The following is a 24,224-nucleotide window of genomic DNA, read 5'->3' as shown; positions in this document are numbered from 1 at the left end:
CCGGTGGTTGTCACCGGGGCGCGGCTGCCGCTTCACCTTTTCGGCTGATTACAGGTTGGGGTCCGCCGAGAAACAGCAGCGGAAACCGACGTCGAACAGTTTGTACTGCGCGTCCACCGTGAAGAAGCTGAAGTTGCACTGGGCGCCGTCTTCAGAGTCACTGTTGAACGCTCCACCCATCAGCGTGAAGAGGCAGGTGCTGTTCGTGGCCGTCTGGCTGCAACCGCCCGGGCTCGCCGTCGAGTTGAAGGTGATTTCCCGGAGGTTGCCCGTGACGTCCCGGATGTTGTTGTTGGCCGCGACGTTGCCCTGCAGCGCCGACCAGTCGGCCCAGCAGTTCTGCAGCGAGCCGGAGGACGTGGGCAAGAGGCCGTCCTGATTGCCGTTGCCCGGGTTGCCGTCGAAGTCGAAGGCGCCGATGTTGCAGAACTTGGAGCCGGTCCCAATGCTGGTGCAGGCGGCGCCGCGCGGGTTGTAGCCCCACTTGCAGGTCGCGGTGGCCTGACACGTGCTGGTCCACTCTGCGGTGCTGCAGAGCCGTCCGCCGCGGGCGGAGCAGGTCTGTGCCGCTTCGACCGGGGTGATGTTGAACCAGGGCACCACACCGCTGACGGAGCAGGCCTGGGTCTTGTCGATGGTCGACCCGACCGGAGCCGCGGTCTGGTAGCCGTTGCCGCTGCCCGGGTTGACGTTGGTCGCGCCGGGACGGCTGACCTCGTACTGGGTCATCCAGAGTGAGGCGGCGACCTTGGTGACCGCGGGTTTCACCCAGTGGGTGGTGTTGGTGCCCTTGGCCGTGAAGTTCTCGTCCACCAGCCCGTCGCAATCGTTGTCGATGGTGTCGCAGAGCTCGGGGCCGGCGGCCGCGAGGTTCTTCGTCGCGTTGCACACGGTGGCCGCTGTGCCGCTGCACACGAACTGACCGACGCCCTTGCAGGCACCGTCTCCTGGCGGAGCCTTGCCGTCATCGCTGGCGCAGGGTTGTCCGAGGTACCCCTGATTCAGCACTGGTTGTTTGAAGTTCTCGTCCACGGCTCCGTTGCAGTTGTTGTCCTTGGCGTCACAGATATCGGCCGTGGCGGAGCAGTAGTTGGGCGCCGTGCCGGTGCAATATCCCGCCGGGAAGGTGCACTTCCAGGCGCCGGCGGTGCAGGCCACGGTGACCTGTCCTCCCTGGGTCGTGGACTTGCAGCCGTTGTCCGTGGCGGACGGGGCAACCCCACAGACCTGCGGAGGAAGCGGCGCGTTCGAAATGCTCTCGTCGACCTGGCAGTTGCAGTTATCGTCGATGCCATTGCACTGCTCGTTTGCGCTGATGAACGTGCAAGCCTTCTCGCAGTCGTTGTTGTTGCCGTCGCAGTTGATGAAGCCGCTGTCACAGCCCGTGCGCACACAAGCGCCGGCCTGGCACGACCACACGCCGTGGCCGCCAGGGAAGAGCTTCGCGCAATCGTTGCCGCAGCTGCCGCAGTTCTTGACGTCCGTTTGCGTGTTGGGCTGGCCCGTCAGCTGGCCGTCGCAGTTTGCGTCGACGCCGCAGGTGTCCGTGGCCGATGCCGGGCCCACGTAGCCGACACACTGCTTCACGCCACCGACACAGGCGAGGTTGCCCTTCAAACAGGGTGCTGGAACCGGGAGCTGAAGGCCGGGCGGGGCGCAGTCACCTGCGGCCTCGGTCGGCGACTTCACGCACTGCTTGGCTGCGCCTACCTGAGCGCACCACTCGTCGGAAGCGCAGTTGGCGTTGGTCGTGCAGACCTTGGGTGCGCCGGCAGGGATGGTGCCGTCGATCACTCCGTCGCAGTCGTTATCCTGCCCGTTGCAGAGCTCAGGGGTCGGGTCGATCTTGCCCACACAAACCAGGGCGCCGTTCTGGCATTGGTCCGTGCCCTTGACGCAGTTGCCGACGTTGCTGAGACCGCATTTTCCACCCTGATCGGTGGGATTGTCGTCCTTCTGCCCGTCGCAGTCGTCGTCGAGGCCGTTGCAGACTTCGACCTTCTCGCCCGGCGTCACCACCTGATTACCGGTCGGCGCGTCACACACACCGTTGCGCAGTCCGTTGACCGGGAACTTGGGGTTCGTGCCGGCCACGGTGTTGGAGTCCGGATCACAGCAGTCGAGCTTGCCGCCCATGCATTTCTTGATGCCTTGGTGGGTGGTGTCGGCGCAGATGCCGTCCGTTCCGCCAAAACAGGCGGTGCCGAGGCCCGGCTCGTCCGTCTGTAGGCTCGGGTCGGCGTTGTCGATGAGTCCGTCGCAGTCGTTGTCGAGCCCATCACAGACCTCGGGCCCGGTGGGGGAAACGGGGCACTTGTACTCGCAGCCGTCGTCCGGGCTCTTGTTGACGTCGGCGTAGCCGCCCGTGCAGTTCTCGATCTCGCAGCCGGTGTTCTTGTCCGTGCAGGCCGCGCCGCCCGTCGCCGTCGTCACACACTTGGCGGTTGCGTTGGCGACGTTGCACTTCTTGCCGCAAGTTCCGCAGTTGTCGAGGTCCTTGCAGGTGTCGACGTCCTCGTCGATGGTGCCGTCGCAGTCGTCGTCCTTCCCGCAGCCGAAAGCGCCGCCCGGATCCGTGGTGTTGGTCCCGTTCGGATTCCACGTGCACTGGTAGTCGCAGTCCGTGCCGGGTTTGGTAGTGTCGTCGTAGAAGTCGGGTTCACACTTGAACTTGCAGGTACCGGGCGTCGTACCATCGAGCGTGGTGGGCGGTTCGCAGGTCTGTTCGACGCTGTGGGGGATCTGCGTGCAGTTCAGATCGCAGGTGCCGCAATGCTGGGGCGTGGTCCAGTCCAGTCCGTCGTCGATCTTACCGTTGCAGTCGTCGTCGATGCCGTTGCAGATCTCGTCGCCCGTCTTGACACAAGTGTCGCTGGCGTCGGGGAAGATGATCCCGCCGCCGGAGCCACCTCCGCCATCGATCACGAGGCCTCCAGTGCCGCCCCCGCCAGGGCCGCCGTCGCCGCCAGTTCCGCTGGCTGCCGAACCTCCGGTCCCGCAGTCATCGAAACAAAAGCCCGCAGTGGTGCAGCCGGTCGTTCCCCACAAACCGACTACAGCGCTCGAGATGAAGGCTACCGCCAACCCGAAGCGTTTCATGACCAATCTCCCTTTTTCTCCGATTCGCCCGCGCGCGAACTGACTTCGCTCAATCCAGCGGCCCGCCCGAGCCGCCGACGTCTTGTTGTGAATGTGAGTGCGCCCAGCGCAAAGAGCGCCAGCGCAAACGGCGTGGCGCGCCCGCGCTCGCCCGCGCTCGTGCACGCGCAGCCCCCGCCGCCGGTCGCGAGCCCCCAGACACCCTTCGGTGCGCTGCTGCCAGCACTGCCCGCCGCGCCGCTGGTGCCACCAGCGCCGCCGCCGCCGTCCTTGCCTGCCGCGCCACTGGCGCCGCCCGTACCGCTGGTGCCGCCCGTACCGCCCCCGTCCGGCTCCGGTTCCTTCTGGCACTCGCCGAGCTCACAGCTCTGACCTGCCGGGCACTTCACGGCCGTGCACGGGTCGTTGCCACAGGAGCCGGTGGCGGGATCGCAATAGGCGCCATTGGAGCAGGCCAGGCCGGCGTCCGAGCTGCACTTGTTCGGAGCGCAGGCGAAACCCGCGTCGCCGTCGCCTGCGCAGACCTGACCGGTCGGGCAATCGACGCCACAACCGGTCGGGGTGCAGGTGCCTTCGACGCACAGCTCACCCGCCTGGCACGTCACAGCGGCGCAGCTCTTCACGCAGCGCGGCTCCGTGAAGCTCTCGTTGGGTTTGCAGACCTCGTCGGCAGCGCAGGTGTTGGGGTCGCAGGGATCGTCGACGCAGTTGCCGTTGCTGCAGGCCTCGCCGGTCTTGCAGCCGAAGAAGTTGCAGTTGTTGTCGGGCTGGCAGGAGCCGACGGCGGGGCCGCTCGGTGCACACGCCTGGCCGCTTGGGCACTGCACGCCGAAGCACGGGCTCTGGCAGCCCAGATCTCCCTTGCACACACACTCCGGCAAGCCGCCGGCAGTGGTGGCCTTCGGCCCGCACACGACCTCGCCAGTGGTCGGGTTCTTGACCGTCTTGGCCTTGCAGTCGCCGCACGGGTCGTTGACACAGAACGGTCCGGTCTCGGTCGTGCCGCTCTTGGTCACGTTCTCGCAGGTGGCGCCGCCGGGGCAGATTTCACCCTTGCACGGGACAGCACACTGGCAGACGCCGGCCGTCACCTCGACGCAGGTCTTGCCCGGGCTGCAGATGGGCAACCCGCCGGCGTCGTTGCCCGCGCCGTTGGTGTTGTCGATCTTGCCGTCGCAGTCGTTGTCCTGGCAGTCACACTGCTCCGGCTGCGGGCCAACCGCATTCGCGCACACGAACTTGCCGGAGTCGCAGATCAGCTGACCCTTCTTGCACTCACCCTGATCGGTGCCACAGGCGTCGCCGATCTTCTGATTCGGGTCGCTGGGGTTGGTCGTGCCGTCGATGCCGTCGGGGGCCGGTCCCGGCTCGTCGACCTTGCCGTCGCAGTCGTTGTCGATGCCGTCGCAGATCTCGGGGCTGGGTCCGACGCCGCCCTGGCAGATGGTCTTGCCGGTGCCCCCGGAATCACAGGCGCTGACCCCCGGCGTGCAGACGCCCTTGGTGCGATCACCCGGGTAGAGGTTGGTGTCGTAGGTGGGGCTGCAAGGTCCGCCGAGGCCGAGGCCATCGTCGACGATGCCGTTGCAGTTGTCGTCCTTGCCGTTGCAGACCTCGGCGGTGGGTTTCACGCCGCCCTGACACTCGATGGCGCCGTTGACACACGCGGTCTTGCCCGGTGCGCAGGGCGGAGTCGTCAGCCCGCAGTCCTGACCCACACCGGTGAGGTTGTCGTCGGTCGAGCCGTTGCAGTCGTTGTCGACGCCGTCGCAGACCTCGCCGCTCGGTGTCTTGCCACCCTGGCACTTCCAACCCTGGGTGCCGTTGCAGACCAGGCTGCCCGCCTGGCACGGATCGCTGAGTGTGCCCTTGCCGCTGCAGGTGCCGCCGGGAGGCGGGCACCATTGTGCGTTGGCGTGACTGCAGACGGGATTGCAGCCGGTCGCCGGAAGGTTCCAGCAACCCGGGGTCGTCGGCTGATCGCTCAGCGGCGCGTCGTCGACGCTGCCGTCGCAGTCATCGTCTACCCCGTTGCACTTCTCGGGCTGCGGCGGGTTGCCGCCCTGGCAGACCAAGGCGCCGCCCACACACGCGGTGGCGCCCTTGGTGCAGATGCCACCCTGAATGCCGCAGGGCTGACCGAGGCCGGGGATGGCGTCGTCGACGCTGCCGTTGCAGTCGTTGTCGATGCCATCGCAGACCTCCGCGGTCGGGCCAATGAAGCCGGTGCAGGTGCCGTTGCACGGCAAGAGGCCCTTCACACACTGGCTCTGGGGGAAGGTGTCGTTGTAGACGAGGCCGGGTTTGCCCGGAATGGTGCAGGCCACCGGCGAGATGCCTTCGTCGACGGTGCCGTTGCAGTTGTTGTCGAGCCCGTCGCAGATCTCGGTCTGCGGCGTGTTGTTGCAGCTGCCGAAGCCTTTGGGCACACCCGCGGCGACACAGCCGCCCACCGGCACGGCCTGGCCCGTGCTCAGGCAACTCTGGGTGCCCGCGCAGTTGCCCGGGGGCGAAAAACCACACGGAATGGCTGCCACGCCGTCGTCCGCCACGCCGTCGCAGTCGTTGTCACAGCCGTCGCAGATCTCCGCGCTCGGCTGGCAGTTGTTGGGGCAGGCGCTGTAGGGCACACCGCTGCCGCTCGCGTTGTCGATGACGCCGTCGCAGTTGTCGTCGTCGTTGTTGCAGATCTCGGGCGTCGGGCAGTGCAGCGGATTACCGCAGCGCAGCACGCCCTCGTCGATCTGAGCATTGCAGTTGTCGTCGGCCCCGTTGCACTGCTCGGTCGGGTTGTAACAGAGCCAGGTCGGCGGCTGGGACGACTGCGCCTGATTGACGCAGGGCAGCTTGGTCAGATCTCCCTGGGGATTGGCGGGGGTGATCGACGCCGTGTACTGCGACAGACACGTCGCCCGGGCCAGCGTGCAGCAGTCCGTGCGCTGGTTGCAATAGTGGTTGTAGCCCTCGTCCGTGCAGCCGTTGCAGTTGTCGTCCGTGTTGTTGCACACCTCGGGTTTGATACCGCTGGAGATGATCTTGGCGAGGGCCTGGCTCAGCTGAACCTCGCTGTTAGCGGACAGCGCAGCGACCGTGCCGCCCGCGGCGGCGATCGCGTCCACCTTGGCCTGGCTGGCGCCGGCGAATCCGATCACGTGGGTCTTCACCTTCCAGTTCTGGGTTCCGAGGGTCACCCCGTTCTGGAAGAGATCCTGGGCGGCGGCCACGCCGTCCGCGTCGGTGTCACAGCCTTCGTCGCCGTCGGTGACGAGGATGACGTTCAGATTACGGCAGGCACGATCACTCGTGGTGACGGGGGTCGAGCTCGTGAAGGTCGGGTTCTGGCAGTAGTTGGCGTTCGTCCAGCCCAGGTTCCAGCCAGCGCGCATGTATTCTGCCGTGGTCCGCAGAGAGCCCGCGATCGGCGTCCCGCCGATGGCAAAGAGCTCCTTGCTCTCGTTGCAGTTCCCGTCGAACCACTTCAAGAGCTCGGGCACGTTCGTCGGCGGCGGATTCGGGCCCCAGGTTGGATCCTGGAGCATGTCCACCACGAGATTTCCGCCGTTGCGCCAGGTGCCCTTGGCGAAATTGGGAGCAGCCGGGCCGGTGCCCGGACAGCTGGGAAGATTACCGCAAGAGGTGCCGCCCGAGGCATTGGGGAATCCGCTCACGGTGCAGCCGTTGCCCGAGTAGTATTCGCCGCTGGTGCCGACGCCTGCAGTCAGGGTGCAGCTCCCGTTGGCCGCAGTGCAGGTGTCGACGCAGGCACCGTTCCCGCAGCCGGCCATGCGCACGGGGAAGGTGGCGAGCCCGAAGTTCACCTCTCCGCTGAAGGCCTGGACCGTGTTGCGGAGCGCGCACTTCGCATCGTTGATGCGGGTCGGCTCCATGTTGCAGGAGTTCTTCGGCGCCGTGGAAGGACACGAGCTCGGGAACTGATAGGTCGAGGTCGACGGGTTGGTACAACCGATCATGCTGCCCGACGTGTCCACGACCAGCATGAAGTAGGGCCGCGATGCCGCGGGCCACTTCGAGGGATCGGGGTTCAGGCAGGACGCCGGTTCTTGCGCCGATGCGCGAGGCGCGCTCAGCACGGCGCTGACTGCGAGCGCAGCCAGTCCAAGAACCGCAGTAGATCGGTGTAATCGGCTGATCATTTGACTCTTCTACCTACCCCAATCCTCTCGCTACACCCCGAAAAATCCGCGTGGACTCCTGGTCTTCCGACCTTTTCGACGGCGGGACACTCCGACCGCCAGTGCCAGCCCGCCGAGCGCCAGCGCCCAGGCCCGATCCCCACGTTCGCCGACGCTGCTGCACGCGCAGCCACCGCCGCCCGTCGCGAGTCCCCAGACACCCTTTTGCTCCGAGCTGCCCGCACTGCCGGATGACCCGCTGGTGCCGCCGGCGCCCGCGCCGCCGCTGTCCTTGCCGGCCGTGCCACTGGCACCGCCCGTACCGCTGGTGCCACCGGTTCCGCCGGTGCCTGCCTCTGGTGCCCACTGGCAGTCGCCGGACTCGCAGGTTTGGCCCGCCGGGCACTTCACGGCCGTGCACGGGTCGTTGCCGCAGGAGCCGGTGGCCGGATCGCAGTAGCTGCCGTTGGAGCAGGCGAGCCCGGCGTCCGAGGTGCACTTGTTCGGAGCGCAGGCGAAGCCGGCGTCCCCGTCGCCCGCGCAGACCTGGCCTGGCGCGCAATCGACGCCGCAGCCGGTCGGCGTGCAGGTGCCTTCCGCGCACTTCTCCCCGGCCTGACAGGTCACGCCTGCGCAACTCTTCACACAACGCGGCTCCGTGAAGCTCTCGTTGGGTTTGCAGACCTCATCGGCCTGGCACGGGTTCGGCTCACAGGGATCGTCGACGCAGTTGCCGTTGCTGCAGGTCTTGCCGTCGTTGCAGCCGAAGAAGTTGCAGTTGTTGTCGGGCTGACACGAGCCGGTAGCCGGGCCGCTCGGCACACACGCCTGGCCGCTCGGGCACTGGACGCCGAAACACGGGCTCTGGCAGCCCAGATCTCCCTTGCACACACACTGCGGCAAGCCGGTGGCCGTCGACCCCTTGGGACCACAGGTCACCTCACCGGTAGTGGGGCTCTTCGCGGTCTTCTTGCTGCAATCACCGCACGGGTCGTTGACACAGAACGAGCCGGTCTCGGTCGTGCCGCTCTTGGTCACGTTCTCGCAGGTGGCGCCGCCGGGGCAGATTTCTCCCTTGCACGGGACCGCACACTGGCAGACGCCGGCCGTCACCTCGACGCAGGTCTTGCCCGGGCTGCAGATGGGCAGACCGCCGGCGTCGTTGCCGCCGCCGTTGGTGTTGTCGATCTTGCCGTCGCAATCGTTGTCCTTGCAGTCACACTGCTCCGGCTGCGGGCCAACCGCATTCGCGCACACGAACTTGCCCGAGTCGCAGATCAGCTGACCCTTCTTGCACTCACCCTGATCGGTGCCGCAGGCGTCGCCGATCTTCTGATTCGGGTCGCTGGGGTTGGTCGTGCCGTCGATGCCGTCGGGGGCCGGTCCCGGCTCGTCGACCTTGCCGTCGCAGTCGTTGTCGATGCCGTCGCAGATCTCGGGGCTGGGCCCGACGCCACCCTGGCAGATGGTCTTGCCGCTGCCGCCGGAGTCACAGGTGCTGACGCCCGGGGTGCAGACGCCCTTGGTGCGGTCCCCCGGATAGAGATTGGTGTCGTAGGTGGGGGCGCAGGGGCCGCCCAAACCGAGGCCATCGTCGACGATGCCGTTGCAGTTGTCGTCCTTGCCGTTGCAGACCTCGGCGGTGGGTTTCACGCCGCCCTGGCACTCGATGGCGCCGTTGACACACGCGGTCTTGCCCGGTGCACAGGGCGGAGTCGTGAGCCCGCAATCCTGGCCCACACCGGTGAGGTTGTCGTCGGTCGAGCCGTTGCAGTCGTTGTCGACGCCGTCGCAGACCTCGCCGCTCGGGGTCTTGCCACCCTGGCACTTCCAACCCTGGGTGCCGTTGCAGACCAGGCTGCCCGCCTGGCACGGATCGCTGAGTGTGCCCTTGCCGCTGCAGGTGCCGCCGGGAGGCGGGCACCATTGTGCGTTGGCGTGACTGCAGACGGGATTGCAGCCGGTCGCCGGAAGGTTCCAGCAACCCGGGGTCGTCGGCTGATCGCTCAGCGGTGCGTCGTCGACGCTGCCGTCGCAGTCGTCATCGACGCCGTTGCACTTCTCGGGCTGCGGCGGGTTGCCGCCCTGGCAGACCAAGGCGCCGCCCACACACGCGGTGGTGCCCTTGGTGCAAATGCCGCCCGAAACGCCGCAGGGCTGACCGAGGCCCGGGATGGCGTCATCGACGCTACCGTTGCAGTCGTTGTCGATGCCGTCGCAGACCTCCGCGCTCGGGCCAATGAAGCCGGTGCAGGTGCCGTTGCACGGCAGCTGGCCCTTCACACACTGGCTCTGGGGGAAGGTGTCGTTGTAGACGAGGCCCGGCTGGCCCGGGATGGTACACGCGGTCGGCGGGATGCCTTCGTCGACGGTGCCGTTGCAGTTGTTGTCGAGGCCGTCGCAGATCTCGGTCTGCGGCGTGTTGTTGCAGGTGCCAAAGCCCTTGGGCACTCCCGCAGCGACACAGCCGCCGACGGGCACGGCCTGACCCGTGCTCAGGCAGCTCTGGGTGCCCGCGCAGTTGCCCGGGGGCGAAAAACCACACGGAATGGCTGCCACGCCGTCGTCCGCCACGCCGTCGCAGTCGTTGTCACAGCCGTCGCAGATCTCGGTGCTCGGCTGGCAGTTATTGGGGCAGGCGCTGTAGGGCACACCACTGCCGCTCGCGTTGTCGATGACGCCGTCGCAGTTGTCGTCGTCGTTGTTGCAGATCTCGGGCGTCGGGCAGTGCAGCGGATTACCGCAGCGCAGCACGCCCTCGTCGATCTGAGCATTGCAGTTGTCGTCCGCTCCGTTGCACTGCTCGCTCGGGTTGTAACAGAGCCAGGTCGGCGGCTGGGACGACTGCGCCTGATTGACGCAGGGCAGCTTGGTCAAGTCGCCCTGGGGATTACCGGGTGTGATCGACGCCGTGTACTGCGACAGACACGTCGCCCGAGCCAGCTGGCAGCAGTCCGTGCGCTGGTTGCAGTAGTGGTTGTAACCCTCGTCCGTGCAGCTGTTGCAGTTGTCGTCCGAGTTGTTGCACACCTCGGGCTTGATGCCGGCGGAGATGATCTTCGCCAACGCCTGGCTCAGCTGGACTTCGTCGCTCGCCGTGTAGGCGCCCACGCTGCTGTTCGCGAGACCATCGTCGCCGCGGTCGGCGATCTGATCGGCGGTCGCACCGGCGTTGCCGAAATCGATGACCGAGGTCTTGATGTGCCAGGTGATGCCGTCTTTGACGAAGCCGTTGTAGAGCGCCGTCGCGGCCACGACTGAATCGGCCGAGTTGTCACAGGTCTCACCGCCATCGGTGACCAAGATCACGTTGACGCTGCGGCATCCGCGTTCACCGTTGGCGACCGAGGTGAGCGGAGAGTTGTAGGTCGCGCCGCCGCCGGGCCGCGTCCAGCTCGCGGAGTAGTAGCGATACATGTCGCGGAGGATGCCGTTCAGCGGCGTGCACCCGCTCGCGAAGAGCTCCTGGTTGCCGGTGCAGTTGTTGTCCACCCAGCCCAAGATCTGGGCGGCGTTGGTGGGCTGACTGTCCGGCGCGATCGGGACCAAGATGTTGGCGCCCGCGCGCGACGACGAGTTCGCAGCACCGGTATTCGGCTCGGGCCCACATCCGCCATTGCAGCCGTTGCCGTTGGCGTCTCCGGGGAGATTCGCGTAGTTGCAGTTGTTGTAACAAGTGGCCGAGCAACCGGTCATCGTGCGCGCGAACGAAGAGAGCCCGAAGCGCGCTTCGCCGGCGAACGCTTGTGTCGTGTTCTTGACGGCGCAGCGGCCGTGGCCGAGTCGATTGTTCGGATACCCGCACGAGTTGTTGGTCGCGACACTGGTCGTCATCGACCCGGAGGAGTCGAACGCGATCATGAAGTAGGGCCGCGCCGCCGCGGGCCAATCCGCCGGGTTCTGGCTCAGGCATTTGGGGTCTTCCTGGGCCGCCAGCGGTCCCGCGAAGGTTGCGCTGGCCAAGCAGGCCAACAGCGACAGTCCAAGCCGCATCGATGTCGTCACTTTTCCATCTCCCGATTACCCCGACGCCGGAGGCCTGCCGCCCCCATGAGAAGTCCCGCCATGATGAACGCGAGCGCGCTCTGTCGCGGATCGGAGCCTCCCGCGCGACACGCGCAGCCCCCGCCGCCGGTCGCGAGGCCCCAGACCCCCTTGGGCGCCGTGCTGCCCGCGCTACCTGCGGCGCCGCTGGTGCCGCCTGCGCCGCCGCCGTCCTTGCCGGCCGCGCCACCTGCGCCGCCTGCACCGCTCGTTCCGCCGCTGCCGCCGGTTCCCGCCTCCGGTGCCCACTGGCAGTCACCGGACTCGCAGGTCTGACCCGCCGGGCACTTCACGGCCGTGCACGGGTCGTTGCCACAGGAGCCGGTGGCGGGATCGCAATAGGCGCCGTTGGAGCAGGCCAGGCCGGCGTCCGAGGTGCACTTGTTCGGAGCGCAGGCGAAACCCGCGTCGCCGTCACCAGCGCAGACCTGACCCGTCGGGCAATCGACGCCACAACCGGTCGGGGTGCAGGTGCCCTCGACGCACAGCTCGCCCGCCTGGCACGTCACCGCGGCGCAGCTCTTCACACAGCGCGGCTCCGTGAAGCTCTCGTTGGGTTTGCAGACCTCGTCCGCCTGACAGGGATTCGGCTCGCACGGGTCGTCGACGCAGTTGCCGTTGCTGCACGCCTCGCCGGTCTTGCAGCCGAAGAAGTTGCAGTTGTTGTCGGGCTGGCAGGAGCCGACGGCGGGCCCGCTTGGTGCACACGCCTGCCCACTCGGGCACTGCACGCCGAAACAGGGGCTCTGACAGCCGAGGTCGCCTTTGCACACACACTCGGGTAAGCCGCCGGCAGTGGTGCCCTTCGGTCCACACACGACCTCGCCGGTGGTCGGATTCTTGACGGTCTTGGTCTTGCAATCGCCGCACGGGTTGTTGACGCAGAACGGTCCGGTCTCGGTCGTGCCGCTCTTGGTCACGTTCTCGCAGGTGGCACCGCCGGGGCAGATTTCTCCCTTGCACGGCAGCGCACACTGGCAGACCCCTGCCGTCACCTCGACACAGGTCTTGCCCGGGCTGCAGATGGGCAGACCGCCGGCGTCGTTGCCGCCGCCGTTGGTGTTGTCGATCTTGCCGTCGCAGTCGTTGTCCTTGCAGTCACACTGCTCCGGCTGCGGACCCACTGCGTTGGCGCACACGAACTTGCCAGAGTCGCAGATCAGCTGACCCTTCTTGCACTCACCCTCGTCGGTGCCGCAGGCGTCGCCGATCTTCTGGTTCGGGTCGCTGGGGTTGGTCGTGCCGTCGATGCCGTCGGGGGCCGGGCCCGGCTCATCGACCTTACCGTCGCAGTCGTTGTCGATGCCGTCGCAGATCTCGGGGCTGGGTCCGACGCCACCCTGGCAGATGGTCTTGCCGCTGCCGCCGGAGTCACAGGCGCTGACGCCCGGGGTGCAGACGCCCTTGGTGCGGTCCCCCGGGTAGAGGTTGGTGTCGTAAGTGGGGCTGCACGGTCCGCCGAGGCCGAGGCCATCGTCGACGATGCCGTTGCAGTTGTCGTCCTTGCCGTTGCAGACCTCGGCGGTGGGTTTCACGCCGCCCTGGCACTCGATGGCGCCGTTGACACAGGCGGTCTTGCCCGGTGCGCAGGGCGGAGTCGTCAGCCCGCAGTCCTGGCCGACACCGGTGAGGTTGTCGTCGGTCGAGCCGTTGCAGTCGTTGTCGACGCCGTCGCAGACCTCGCCGCTCGGGGTCTTGCCACCCTGGCACTTCCAGCCCTGGGTGCCGTTGCAGACCAGGCTGCCCGCCTGACAGGGATCACTCAACGTGCCCTTGCCGCTGCAAGTTCCGCCTGGAGGCGGGCACCACTGCGCATTGGCGTGACTGCAGACGGGATTGCAGCCGGTCGCCGGCAAGTTCCAACAGCCCGGGGTCGTCGGCTGATCGCTCAGCGGCGCGTCGTCGACGCTGCCGTCGCAGTCGTCGTCTACCCCGTTGCACTTCTCGGGCTGCGGCGGGTTGCCGCCCTGGCAGACCAGGGCGCCGCCCACACACGCGGTGGTGCCCTTGGTACAGATGCCACCCTGAATGCCGCAGGGCTGACCGAGGCCCGGGATGGCGTCGTCGACGCTACCGTTGCAGTCGTTGTCGATGCCGTCGCAGACCTCGGGGGTCGGGCCGATGAAGCCGCTGCAGGTACCGTTGCACGGCAAGAGGCCCTTCACACACTGGCTCTGGGCGAAGGTGTCGTTGTAGACGAGGCCCGGTTTGCCCGGAATGGTACACGCGGTCGGCGGGATGCCCTCGTCGACGGTGCCGTTGCAGTTGTTGTCGATGCCGTCGCAGATCTCGGTCTGCGGTGTGTTCACACACGCGCCGAAGCCCTTGGGCACACCCGCGCCGACACAGCCGCCGACGGGCACGGCCTGACCCGCGCTCAGACAACTCTGGGTGCCCGCGCAGTTGGCCGGCGGCGTGAACCCGCAGGGGATCGACGGGATGCCGTTGTCCGCGATGCCGTCGCAGTTGTTGTCACAGCCGTCGCAGATCTCCGCGCTTGGCTGGCAGTTGTTGGGGCAAGCGCTGAAGGGCACACCGCTGCCGGCGGCGTTGTCGATGACGCCGTCGCAGTTGTCGTCCTCGCTGTTGCAGATCTCGGCCGTCGGGCAGTGCAGCGGATTGCCGCAACGCAGCACGCCTTCGTCGATCTGCCCGTTGCAGTTGTCGTCCGCGGCGTTGCACTGCTCGGTCGGGTTGTAACAGAGCCAGTTCGGCGGCTGGGATGACTGCGCCTGATTGACGCAGGGCAGCTTGGTCAAGTCGCCCTGGGGATTACCAGGAGTGATCGACGCCGTGTACTGCGAAAGACACGTCGCCCGGGCCAGCTGGCAGCAGTCCGTGCGCTGGTTGCAATAGTGGTTGTAACCCTCGTCCGTGCAGCCGTTGCAGTTGTCGTCCGAGTTGTTGCACACCTCGGGTTTGATCGCGCCGGAGATGATCTTCGCAAAGGCCTGCGACAGCGTCACCTCGTTGTTGGCAGGCAGTGCATTGACCGCCGCGGCGCACGCGCCCGACGTCGTGCCACACTGGCCCATTTTGTGGACATTGTTGAGCAGCGTCTGGTCCGCAGGCTGGTCCACGTTGAACGCGATGACGTGGGTGTAGATGCGCCGCGGGACGCCGTCCTTCGTGAACCCGTTGTAGAGCTGCTGGGCCGCGGTGACCGGATCTCCGCCGCAAGTCTCGCCACCATCGGTCATCAAGATGACGTTGAGGGACCGGCAGGCGCGATCCGCCGCCGTCAGTGGGGATGCGAATCCGGGCAGACCATTCTGATAATACGTCAACGCATTCTGGAGCGACGCACCGATGGGCGTTGCGTCGTAAGCGAACAGCTCTTTGTTGTCGCCGCAGTTGTGGTCCATGTACTGCAGCATGGAAGCGACGTTGTTCGGCAACGGGGGGACCTGGTCCGGAACCACGCCCGCGAGCAAGTTCGCGCCGCCGCACGCGCTACCCCCGAACGAGCAGCCGCTATACGCGTAGCGATACCAAAACGTCCCTGTCCAAGTCTCGCCCCAGTTGCACGCCGCAGGACAGCCCGAGATCGTACGCGAGAAGCTCGCCAGGCCGAAATTGGCCTCACCGGAGAACGCGAGCAGAGTGTTCTTGAGCGCACACTTCGCGTCATTGACGCGGAGCGGCTGCCAGCCGCACGAGTTGTTGATGCCCCCTCCAACGTCGGCGCACGTCTGCGGCCAGGCCGTCGCCGGATTCGTACACGCCGCCATGCTCCCCGACGTGTCCACGACCACGAGGAAGTACGGGCGCTGGGGCTTTGGCCACACCGAGGGATCCGCGCTCAAGCAGGATGCAGGCTCCTGCGCCCTCGCCGGGGCAGGCCAGACGGCAAGGGTCGCCAGTCCCACCAACGCCAGGCCGCAGGTTCGGGTCAATAGCCGCACGGTTCGCGCTTTTTCGTCCGTCATGGGCACGCCCTCGAGGTCCGCTGTTTGTGCTTGGGGGGTCCGTCAGAGATCCCCATCGTCGAGCGCCTGCCACGCGCCCGACGGAAGAATTCCGAGCCAACGCTCAAGCTACACGCTCGACCTCCGAGCCTCAAGGCTGGGCGGGACGATCTTGCCTACCCATGCCTACATTGGCCCTAGCCGATACCGGGGGAGAATCCACCCATTTCCAGGCATCTGTGGAGCGCCCGTGACGCGCGGGCACAGGGAAGCTAAGCGTGCATTCGCTCGCCTTCTCGGAGACAACAATCCGTGCCCAAGCCGCTCGGACGCCCCAAAGGCCGCTTCACTCAGCATCGGCGCCTCGATTTGATGCGCGATCTGCTGGCGCGCCACCCGCGCGGGCTCTCGCTCTACGAGATGGCCGATGCGCTCGACGTCAGCGCCCGCACCATGCGGCGCTACCTGAAAGAGATGGAGCGCGAGTTCGATCTCGAGAGCCACGAGCTCAAGGGCGGAGGCGCTCTGCTCTGGCGCATCCGACACTCGGAGGCCCCGCGCAAGGTCGAGCTCCGGCGCACCCAAGCGTACGCCCTCTTGGCCGCTCGTCGCCTGTTCGAACCCATGCGCGGCTCGGCGTTGTTCGAGGAGATCGATCTCGCGATCAACAAACTCCTCACGTTTGCCCAACGACCTGGGCGAGGGCCCAATGCTGGGCTCGCAGACGCTCGGCTCGAGGATCGCTTCCTGTATCTGCCGTTCGCGCCCAAGAACTACGCCGAGAAGACCGAGGAGCTCGACGACTTGTTCCAGGCGGTCTCGGATCTCCGGCCCCTCAGCCTCGCCTACAAGAGTGCGGCCAAGAAAGAGGACGAACGCATCGTCATCCACCCCTACGCACTCGTCCTCCACCGAGACAGCATCTACTGCGTGGCGCACCACGTGGAAAAGGACGAGATCCGAACCTTCGTCCTCGACCGCATGCGCAACACGGAGTGCGCCGTCTCGCAGCGGTTCGTCCTGCCCGACAGCTTCAAAATTGACGACTATTTCCAGGGTGAGCTCGGGGTCTGGCGCAGCGAGACTCGGCACAAGGTCGTGATCGACTTCGACGCCCAGGGTGCAGAGTACGTGCGCATGCGGAAGGTGCACGGCTCACAAAAACTCCAGTCGATCGCCAACGGAGGGGTGCGCCTCTCGATGACCGTCGGCAGTCTCAATCCGGTCGTGAGCTGGGTGCTCGAGTGGGGACCCCGCGCCAAGGTGATCGAGCCGCCCGAGCTCGTCGAACGTGTGCGTGGTGAGCTCGAGCAGGCCGCTCGCCTGTACGGCGTACCGAAGCGGCGCAAGTCGCCCAAGAGCTGAGCGCTCTCACTTGGGCTGGCTGCGGAAGTAGCGATAGTAGGCCAGCACCTTGCCGACGTAGGCCTGAGTCTCTTCGTAGGGTGGGATCCCGCCATTGCGGATGACGGCGTTCTCACCGGCATTGTAGGCGGCAATCGTCAGCTCGAGATCTCCGTTGAACAGATTGGCGAGCACCCGCAGGTAGCGCGTTCCACCGAAGATGTTCTGACGCGGGTCGAAGTGGTCCGTGACCAGCATACGGCCCGCCGTCTCCGGAATGAGCTGCATCAGCCCTCGGGCGTTGGCCCGCGACACGGCGCGCGGATCGAAGTCGCTCTCGACCTTGATCACCGCGCGCACGAGCTCTTCGGGGATCTGATACAGCGTCGCGGCCTGGCGAATGTACGTGTCGTAGCGCGAGAAGCGCTCGGGCGACGTGTCACTCGGCATGAACACGGGGATCTTCGGCTTGTCCTTGGCGAACAGCTCGCTCGACTTGCCGGTCGGCTTGTTGGTGAACGAGACCACGCCGCTCGAGTCGACGGTTTTGTAGATGTCGGCGTGGCCATCGCTGCTCAGGGTGAGCAAGGCTGCGCCGCATATCAAAGACGCCAGGCGGAGGGGAACGGCAAGGTTGGACAAGGCTCGAGACAAATCGTAGCGACAACGCCAGGCAGTCGTCCAAGTATTCCCGCTTCGATAAGCGAGGAACAGCTAGACTCCCCCCTCGGCGCTCGACTGAAGTTTCCCATGCAAGAACGTGATTCCCGCAGCGATCGTAAGCGGCGGCGGCGTGGCCCGGCGCGGCATCCGACCGAGTCAGCGGTCAAGCTGATTCAGACCGCAAAACCGGCGGTCGACCAGAACAAGTCGGCAGACTTGCCGCTGACCGCAGCCGAGGCGGCCCAGATGCGCATCCATCTGCGCTTCCTGCGCGAGCACCGCAAGGTCCTCGCGCTCAAGGTCAACGCCGCCGAGGACCTGCTCTTGAACGGTGCGCGTGAGCCGACGCACCGCGGTGTTTGCCAGCACCTGCTGGACAAGGTCGAACGCAGTCGGGTCGAGCTGGCAGCACAGCGACTCGACCCTGCCAGCCGTACACGCCTACTCGAAGGCATCATCCGTTTCTCGCCGGACATCGCCTACCTTCTTTTGTATCTCGAATCACTCAAGGACGCGGCGCGCCCCGACGCGGTGGCGGCCCTATCGGAGGCCTTGAGGCGCATCGACTTCAGCGCCGTCAGTGCGGCGCAGATGCGCCGAGTGCTCGATCTGATCGTCGAGCTCACCGACGAGCGCGCACGGCCGGATCTGCTCTTCAGCCTGCTCTCGAGCTCGACGTTCCAGCAGGCCTTCGACGCCTCCGCCGAGAAACTCCCGGAGGCGCTGGCGAACATCGTGGTGCCGCTGCGCTCTGCCCACGCGGTGATCGTCCGCGGTGCCCCGAACCCATTCGACGGCGCGGCGCTGGCCCGCGGCGCCAGCATGCTCCTGGGTCTGCACGAAAGTGTGCTGCGTGCACAGACCCCCGCGGTCGCCCGCCGCCTGTTCACGGTCGGCATCGAGCTCGCGGAGGAACCGGCCGCCAAGTGTGCGACCGGTCTCCGTACCCTGCTCGAGAGCTTTCCCAAAGAGGACCGCGTGTTCGGCGACGCGGCGCGGTCACTGCTCGGCTGGCTGCTCTCCCGCGGCCTGGACCGCGAGACCCGCGCGTTGATCAGCTCCCTCGCCAAGGACGCGCCTCGGGTCGAGGTGCCGCGGCATTTGATCACGGCCCTCGACGGCCCGCGCATCGGGGGCATCGGCCTGTCCGAACGCGCGCCAGCCAGGGACGACACACGCCCGGCGCGCGAACGCTTCTCGATGGGTGTGCTCCTCAAGCGACAGCAGTCGGTCTGGGTGCGCATCGGCACGCCGGCGGACGTCGAGCGCTACCAGCGGGCGGTCGAGCTCACGGCTTCCTTGGCCTTGCCCGGGGTCGCGTCCGTCGTTGCCCACGGCCTTGGCCAAGGCGGAGAGCCGTACCTGGCGATGGCACGCCACGGCCGCGCGGCCAACGAGCTCATCCTGGGCAAGGGCGGACTCTCGGCGCCGACCGGCCTCGGCCTCTGCATCGAGGCGGCCTGTATCTTGGGCGCGCTTGCTCTGGCCGGGGTGCGGCTGCCCGACGCGCGATTTCGGCGCTTCGCCGTCGACGAGCAGGGGCGGCTCTGGCTGCGCGATCTGATGGACGCCGAGCGTGCTGACGATGCCCGACCCGCAAACACCGAGCTTGCGCGGGAACTCTGTCTGGACGTGCTCGGGCGCGTCGAGCGTTTGCTGGTGCCGGACGCGATCGCCGAGCGGCTGCGTCGTGCCGAGGACTGTGTCGGGCTCGTGCGGGCGCTCGAGGCGCTCGGCTGACGGCGGCGGCATTCGCCGAGCGACAGCCCACGGTCGCCAGCTGCTCACTCGCTGTCGGTCAGGTATGTGTAGCTCCGGAGCGCCTGCTCGTAGTGCTGCATCAGCGTGCGCATCTGCTCGTTGGTCAGGCGCCCGCTCTGCACCGCGCGCTCGGCTTGTTTCCGCACGGCCTCGACCATGCCTTCGGGTTGGTACTCCACGTATCGGAGCACGTCCGCGATGCTGTCGCCTTTGACCACGTTGCGGACCTCGTACCCCTCGTCTGTCAGCCGCACGTGCACCGCGTTGGTGTCCCCGAACAGGTTGTGCAGGTCGCCGAGGATCTCCTGGTAGGCGCCGTTGAGGAACATGCCCATGAAGTAGGGCTCATTGGGCCGAAAGTCGTGGACTTCGAGCACTTGTTTGTCTTCCTCGACGTCGATGAATCGGTCGATCATGCCATCGCTGTCGCAGGTGAGATCTGCCAGGCGCGCCGTCACCTCCGGCTGCTCGTCGAGCCGGTGAATCGGCATGATGGGAAATAGCTGATCGATGGCCCAGATGTCCGGCGCCGATTGGAAGATGCTGAAGTTGCAGTAGTAGATGCTGCTCATCGTGCGCTCGAGATCCCAGAGCTCTTCCGGCACGAACTTCAGGCGCTTCACGCGCTCCATGATCTTCTCGCAGCAGTTCCAGAACAGGCGCTCCGCTTGGGCGCGCTCGCGCAGACCCAGGTAGCCGTACTTGAACAGGTTCTGTGCCTCTTCTTTGGCCTGCGTGGCGTCGTGCCACGACTCCTGCACGTTCTTCGCGCTGATGCCTTTGTAGGTCTCGTACAGATCCTTGATCAACCGGTGAGCCTCCGGTTTCGGCTCGACCGGTGCGCCGAACCGGACCTCGTTGACACCGACGACCTCGAACACGAGCACCGAGTGGTGCGCCGCCACCGCACGTCCGCTCTCGCTGACCAGAGTCGGACAGGGCACGTTGGATTTGTGGCAAGCGGCCTGCACGTGCGCAACGACGTCCGCCGCGTACTCCTCGAGGGTATAGTTCTTCGAGGCGTGAAAGTCGGTCTTGGAGCCGTCGTAGTCGATGGCGAGCCCGCCGCCCACGTCCAAGAAGCCCATCTTGCAGCCCATCTTCGCCAGCTCGGTGTAGATGTTGGCGGCTTCCTGGATCGCGTTCTTGATCGGAATGATGCTCGAGATCTGGCTGCCGATGTGGAAGTGCAGGAGCTGCAGGCAGTCGAGCATGTCCTTGGCCGAGAGGCGATCGACCAGATCCACGATCTCCGTCATCGTGAGGCCGAATTTGGCCCGATCTCCCGCCGAGTTCGCCCAGCGTCCCACGCCCTTGGTCGTGAGCTTGCTGCGCACACCGAGCAGCGGGCGAATGCCCAGCTTCTCCGTGGCGCGGAACACGTGGTCGAGCTCTTCTATGCGCTCGAGCACCACGATCACGGTCTTGTCGAACTTCTGAGCGACCAGCGCCGTCTCGATGTAGTGCAGATCCTTGTAGCCGTTGCAGATGATCAGACCGCCGACGTCCTGCATGGCAGCCAGGGCGATGAGCAACTCGGGTTTGCTGCCGGCCTCCAGACCGAACTGCCAGCGACGCCCGTACTCGACCACGTCCTCGATCAAATGGCGCTGCTGGTTCACCTTGACGGGGAACACGCCGCGGTAAATTCCCGCGTACTCGTACTCGAGGATCGCGCGCTCGAACGCCTCGTTGATGTGTTTGATGCGGTGTTCGACGATGTCGCTGAAACGGATCAACAGCGGCAGATCGAGCCCGCGCGCCTCGAGGTGCTGCACCAGCTCGTACATGTTGATCTGGCGATCACGAGTGGGATCGGGCGCCACCTGCACGTGACCTTGATCGGTCACCGTGAAGTAGGGCATGCCCCAGCCCTGGATCTGGTAGATCTGCGCGCTCTTCTGCGCGGTCCACAGCTCGGTATTTTCGACCATCTCGTTCAACTTGGACTCCTCGGGGCGGGAAGGTCTGGTTGTCTCGCGCGTTGGCTGGGTCGCGACTCCATCGGTCGCTGTCTTCGATACACTCGTGCCGAATCGAGCTCGGCGCTCGAGCGCGCGCGGAGACGGGGCGACGTCGGGCCGAGCGGGCGGGCGGAAGCAAACGTCCAAACGGCCGGCGTCGCAAGCGAAACGCTCTGCTCTGGGGCGCGGCCCCCCCGACGGCGCCCCCCGGGCCGACCCCGCCGGGGCCGGAGCACCTCGAAATCCACGGCGGAATCCTGGCTCAGCCCGGCGCCCAGAGCGTCGTCGGCAACCCGCCGCGCTTCCACAGCGCGAGGAAGTCCATCAGGAAGGCGACGGTGATGTGCACCAGGAACCCGGAGTAGATGCTGCGCGTGCGCATGGCGAGACTGCCGAGCACGACGCCCGCAACGATGGCGCCGTTGGCTTCGAGGTACGGCTTCCCGTAGTGGATCATGCAGTAGGGGACGGCCATGGCAAAGATGGCTCCCGCGCCCATGCTCTTGCGGAGCGCGCCGACGATCCAGCCGCGGAAGAACGATTCGAGCGAGAGGAACTGCACGAAGTAGATGGCCTCACAGGTGAGAAAATCGAACCAGCTGCGCGAGCTCTGTTTGTAAAATGGGTAGTACCCGCCAAAATCCGGCTGCGAAGCCACCAGCAACATCGCGGGCAGTACGAAGCCCAGACACGCGGCGTAGATCCAGGCGTGGGAGAAGAAACCCTTCACCCGAAACCCCATGTCCAGCAGGCTGTCCTTGGGGAACATCAGCTTCCACAGCGGGAGCGGAATCAGCACGTAGCCAACCACGCGGCTCGTGACCCACCAGGCGTAACCGTAGAGCTCGTCGTACTTGCCGAGCTTCACCCACGCGCTGCCGTTTCGCTCGAGCTCGGACAAGAACGGCCGGATCATCTGATCGTAGACCTGACGGCCGCCGTAGTATTCCTGCAGCGTCAGCACGATGGCCGTGATGGCCAGACACACAGCAGGTCGGAGGTCGTGGTTGCCGGCGCGGACCTGTTCGGCGCGGAACTCGGCGGCCTCGGCGTCGAGCGCACGCCAGGTGTCGCGGAAGAAGCGCCAGATGAGCGGCGCCATCAGGCACATGATCGGGATCGGGAGCAGCGCCTTGAGCGGCGGATATCCGAGGATCGCGTCCCACCAGGAGAGCTCGCGCAAGTGAGCCAGCGGCAGGGTGAAGCCCTCGGGCAGCTCGGGTCCCAGATTGGCGAGGCCGTCGATCATGGGTCTTTGGCAGCCTAGCTGCGCTCGCTCGCCAGGTTTGCCGCTGCCTCGAGGCGTCGAACGGTGCGCTCTCGACCGAGCACGACCATCACGTCGAACAGGCCGGGGCTCGCCGTGCGGCCCGTGAGGGCGACCCGTGCTGGCTGGGCCACGTCCTTCATCTTGATCTGCTCGCGCTCGGTCCAGACTCGAACGGCCTCCTCGAGGGCGGGCACGCTGAACGTTTCGATGCCGGCGCAGATCTCCCGAAGCGTGGTGAGGACGTTCACGGCGCCTGCGCCCAGGTGTTTGGCGCTGGCGTCCGCGTCCATCTCCGGCGGCTCGCGGAAGAAGTAGTCGAGGGCGTGGGCGGCCTCGACCCAGGTTCGGGCCCGCTCGCGAATGCTGCTAATGGCGGCGCCGAGCGTGTCAGCCGGGACTTCCGGCAGGCCGCGCGCCGCGAGAAAGGGTCGCACGCCCGCGGCGTATTCGTCGAGCGGGGTCAGGTCCGGGCGTTTGAGCTGCTCGAAGGCGACGTCGGCGAACTTCTTCTCGTCGAACTTGCCGTCGCTCTTGTTCACGCGAGCCCAATCGAAGAGCCGGATCAGCTCGTCGCGCGTGAAGATCTCCTGATCGCCGGACGACCAGCCGAAGCGCACGAGGTAGTTCAGGACCCCCATCGGCGAGAAGCCGCGGTCCTTGTAGTCCTGCACTCCCACCGATGCGTGGCGTTTGCTCAGCTTTTCACCCTTGGCCGACATCATCATCGGCAAATGGGCGAACTCCGGCGCCTCCCAACCAAAGGCCTGGTAGAGCAGGACCTGTTGCGGCGTGTTGCCGATGTGGTCGCGTCCGCGGGCCACCAGGGTGATGCCCATGGCGTGGTCGTCGACCACCGCTGCCAGGTTGTACAAAGGGAAGCCGTCGGTGCGGACGATCACGAAGTCCTGTTGCGCCTCGTTCGGCGTGCGGATCTCACCGAACACCTTGTCGATGAAATCGGTCGTGCCGTGTTTGGGTGAGCTGAAGCGCACGACGTGGGGGAGCGCCGGCTCGTCTTTGCGCTCGCGACACGTGCCGGGGTAGACGAACTGCGCCTTGGGGTCGCGCTCCTTCAAGGCTGCGCGCTGGGCGTCGAGGATCTCCTTGGTGCAGTAGCAACGGTAGGCCTTGCGTTCACGGATCAGCTGCTCGACCGCGTCGCGATACAGCGCCTTCCTCTCACTCTGGAAGTACGAGCCGTGGGGACCTCCGACCTCTGGACCTTCCTGCCAGTCGAGCCCGAGCCAGGTCATCGCGTCCAGGATCGCCCGCACGCTGTCCAGGCTGCTGCGCTCCTGGTCGGTGTCCTCGATGCGCAAGATCAGCGCACCGCCCTGGCTCTTGGCCCAGAGCCAGTTGAAGAGGGCAGTCCGGGCTCCGCCGATGTGGAGGTAGCCACTCGGCGACGGGGCGAAGCGAACGCGGGGTCCCATGGGTTCGGCGCGTTAGCATGGTTTTCGGCCGCTGGGCGAGGGGAGGGACGGCAGGCATTGCCTAGGCCGGGGCCCACTGCTAAAAGGCCCGCCCTCACGGCTGACCGAAGGCCGTTCGGAGACGACCCATGAATAAGACTCCCTTGAAGGTGGCGAAGGACCGGTTCACGAGCAAAGAAAAGCTCGTCGAGGCCGTGCAGAAACTCGCGACCGGCGACCTGTGGATCGACCGAGTCAACGGCGGCAAGGGCCTGGCCCGCGTCTCGAACGCCAAGCTGGTCCGCTTGCACGACATTCTCACGAGTGTGAAGAAGGACTTCGGCTCCCGCGGCAAGCTCATCGACGCGATCGTCACGCTCGAGAAGCGCAGCAAGGACGCTGGCTACAAGTCGCGCCTCGAGCAGCACCCGCTCCCGCAGCTGGTCGATCTGCACGCGGCCGCGGCTCGGCGAGCCCGGCGTGCGGAGGCGAAGGCCAAGGCAGCTCCGGCGGCGGCCAAAAAGAAGCCGGCGGCCAAGAAGGCCAAGGCCGCGGCCGCATCGGCCTGAGCTCGTCCTACCCAAACTGTCCCAGCTTACGGGGCCTGAGCCGCCGAGCTCACCTCG

Annotated in this window: 11 protein-coding genes; 3 read left to right on the top strand and 8 right to left on the bottom strand. The window is 66.4% G+C overall.

The genetic code is table 11. The features are described 5' to 3' along the window. Positions 1 to 48: 48 nt before the first annotated feature. Genes IPI67_03020 through IPI67_03005 form a run of 4 tightly spaced genes read right to left on the bottom strand, consistent with a single transcriptional unit; the run spans position 49 to position 15,064 of the window. Positions 49 to 3,099 carry a hypothetical protein gene (locus IPI67_03020; protein MBK7579154.1) on the bottom strand — a complete coding sequence of 1,017 codons (3,051 nt, stop codon included), beginning with the start codon at positions 3,097 to 3,099 and terminating at the stop codon, positions 49 to 51. Beyond that, the gene (locus IPI67_03015) at positions 3,096 to 7,253 is read right to left on the bottom strand and encodes a hypothetical protein (protein ID MBK7579153.1); all 4,158 of its coding nucleotides are present in this window, start codon (positions 7,251 to 7,253) and stop codon (positions 3,096 to 3,098) included. The genes IPI67_03020 and IPI67_03015 overlap by 4 nt, the downstream gene beginning before the upstream one ends. A 30-nt stretch (positions 7,254 to 7,283) precedes the next feature. Further along, complete coding sequence (locus IPI67_03010) at positions 7,284 to 11,237, bottom strand: hypothetical protein (protein ID MBK7579152.1); 3,954 nt, start codon at positions 11,235 to 11,237, stop codon at positions 7,284 to 7,286. After that, entirely contained in the window at positions 11,234 to 15,064 is a 3,831-nt protein-coding gene (locus IPI67_03005; protein MBK7579151.1) for a hypothetical protein, read from the bottom strand. Before IPI67_03005 ends, IPI67_03010 begins: the two co-directional genes overlap by 4 nt. Positions 15,065 to 15,556: 492 nt before the next feature. Here IPI67_03005 and IPI67_03000 point away from each other — a divergent pair, with 492 nt between their 5' ends. After that, positions 15,557 to 16,549, top strand: coding sequence for a WYL domain-containing transcriptional regulator (locus IPI67_03000; GenBank protein ID MBK7579150.1), 993 nt, complete (start codon positions 15,557 to 15,559; stop codon positions 16,547 to 16,549). Positions 16,550 to 16,555: 6 nt separating this feature from the next. Here the strand turns inward: IPI67_03000 and IPI67_02995 are convergent, their stop codons facing one another. Then, on the bottom strand, positions 16,556 to 17,182 hold the full coding sequence (locus IPI67_02995; GenBank protein ID MBK7579149.1) for a lytic transglycosylase domain-containing protein: 627 nt from the start codon (positions 17,180 to 17,182) through the stop codon (positions 16,556 to 16,558). A gap of 96 nt (positions 17,183 to 17,278) precedes the next feature. Between IPI67_02995 and IPI67_02990 the strand changes: the two genes are divergently transcribed. Beyond that, positions 17,279 to 18,931, top strand: coding sequence for a hypothetical protein (locus IPI67_02990; protein ID MBK7579148.1), 1,653 nt, complete (start codon positions 17,279 to 17,281; stop codon positions 18,929 to 18,931). Positions 18,932 to 18,975: 44 nt separating this feature from the next. Here IPI67_02990 and speA read toward each other — a convergent pair whose 3' ends face one another. The 3 genes from speA to IPI67_02975 all read right to left on the bottom strand — a co-directional run bounded on the left by speA (position 18,976) and on the right by IPI67_02975 (position 23,619). After that, positions 18,976 to 20,886 (bottom strand): biosynthetic arginine decarboxylase, encoded by a 1,911-nt coding sequence (gene speA / locus IPI67_02985; protein MBK7579147.1) that lies wholly within the window; start codon positions 20,884 to 20,886, stop codon positions 18,976 to 18,978. A 292-nt stretch (positions 20,887 to 21,178) separates the two neighbouring features. After that, positions 21,179 to 22,165, bottom strand: a complete 987-nt coding sequence (locus IPI67_02980) for a CPBP family intramembrane metalloprotease (GenBank protein MBK7579146.1) — start codon at positions 22,163 to 22,165, stop codon at positions 21,179 to 21,181. Positions 22,166 to 22,179: 14 nt separating this feature from the next. Next, positions 22,180 to 23,619: a glutamate--tRNA ligase gene (locus IPI67_02975; protein MBK7579145.1), complete on the bottom strand. Its 1,440-nt coding sequence runs from the start codon at positions 23,617 to 23,619 to the stop codon at positions 22,180 to 22,182. 128 nt (positions 23,620 to 23,747) lie between these two features. Between IPI67_02975 and IPI67_02970 the strand changes: the two genes are divergently transcribed. After that, positions 23,748 to 24,167, top strand: a complete 420-nt coding sequence (locus tag IPI67_02970) for a hypothetical protein (GenBank protein MBK7579144.1) — start codon at positions 23,748 to 23,750, stop codon at positions 24,165 to 24,167. Positions 24,168 to 24,224: the final 57 nt, after the last annotated feature.

Source organism: Myxococcales bacterium, assembly GCA_016706225.1.
In the GTDB taxonomy this organism is placed as follows: Bacteria; Myxococcota_A; Polyangia; order Polyangiales; family Polyangiaceae; genus JADJKB01.
This window is presented reverse-complemented; position numbering and strand designations above follow the sequence as displayed.

What these genes read in the sequence shown, in the direction of transcription:
- IPI67_03020 (MBK7579154.1), bottom strand. Translation starts at nt 3,099, where the DNA reads ATGAAACGCTTCGGGTTGGCGGTAGCCTTCATCTCGAGCGCTGTAGTC.
- IPI67_03015 (MBK7579153.1), bottom strand. Translation starts at nt 7,253, where the DNA reads ATGATCAGCCGATTACACCGATCTACTGCGGTTCTTGGACTGGCTGCG.
- IPI67_03000 (MBK7579150.1), top strand. Translation starts at nt 15,557, where the DNA reads ATGCGCGATCTGCTGGCGCGCCACCCGCGCGGGCTCTCGCTCTACGAG.
- IPI67_02990 (MBK7579148.1), top strand. Translation starts at nt 17,279, where the DNA reads ATGCAAGAACGTGATTCCCGCAGCGATCGTAAGCGGCGGCGGCGTGGC.
- speA (MBK7579147.1), bottom strand. Translation starts at nt 20,886, where the DNA reads ATGGTCGAAAATACCGAGCTGTGGACCGCGCAGAAGAGCGCGCAGATC.
- IPI67_02980 (MBK7579146.1), bottom strand. Translation starts at nt 22,165, where the DNA reads ATGATCGACGGCCTCGCCAATCTGGGACCCGAGCTGCCCGAGGGCTTC.
- IPI67_02975 (MBK7579145.1), bottom strand. Translation starts at nt 23,619, where the DNA reads ATGGGACCCCGCGTTCGCTTCGCCCCGTCGCCGAGTGGCTACCTCCAC.
- IPI67_02970 (MBK7579144.1), top strand. Translation starts at nt 23,748, where the DNA reads ATGAATAAGACTCCCTTGAAGGTGGCGAAGGACCGGTTCACGAGCAAA.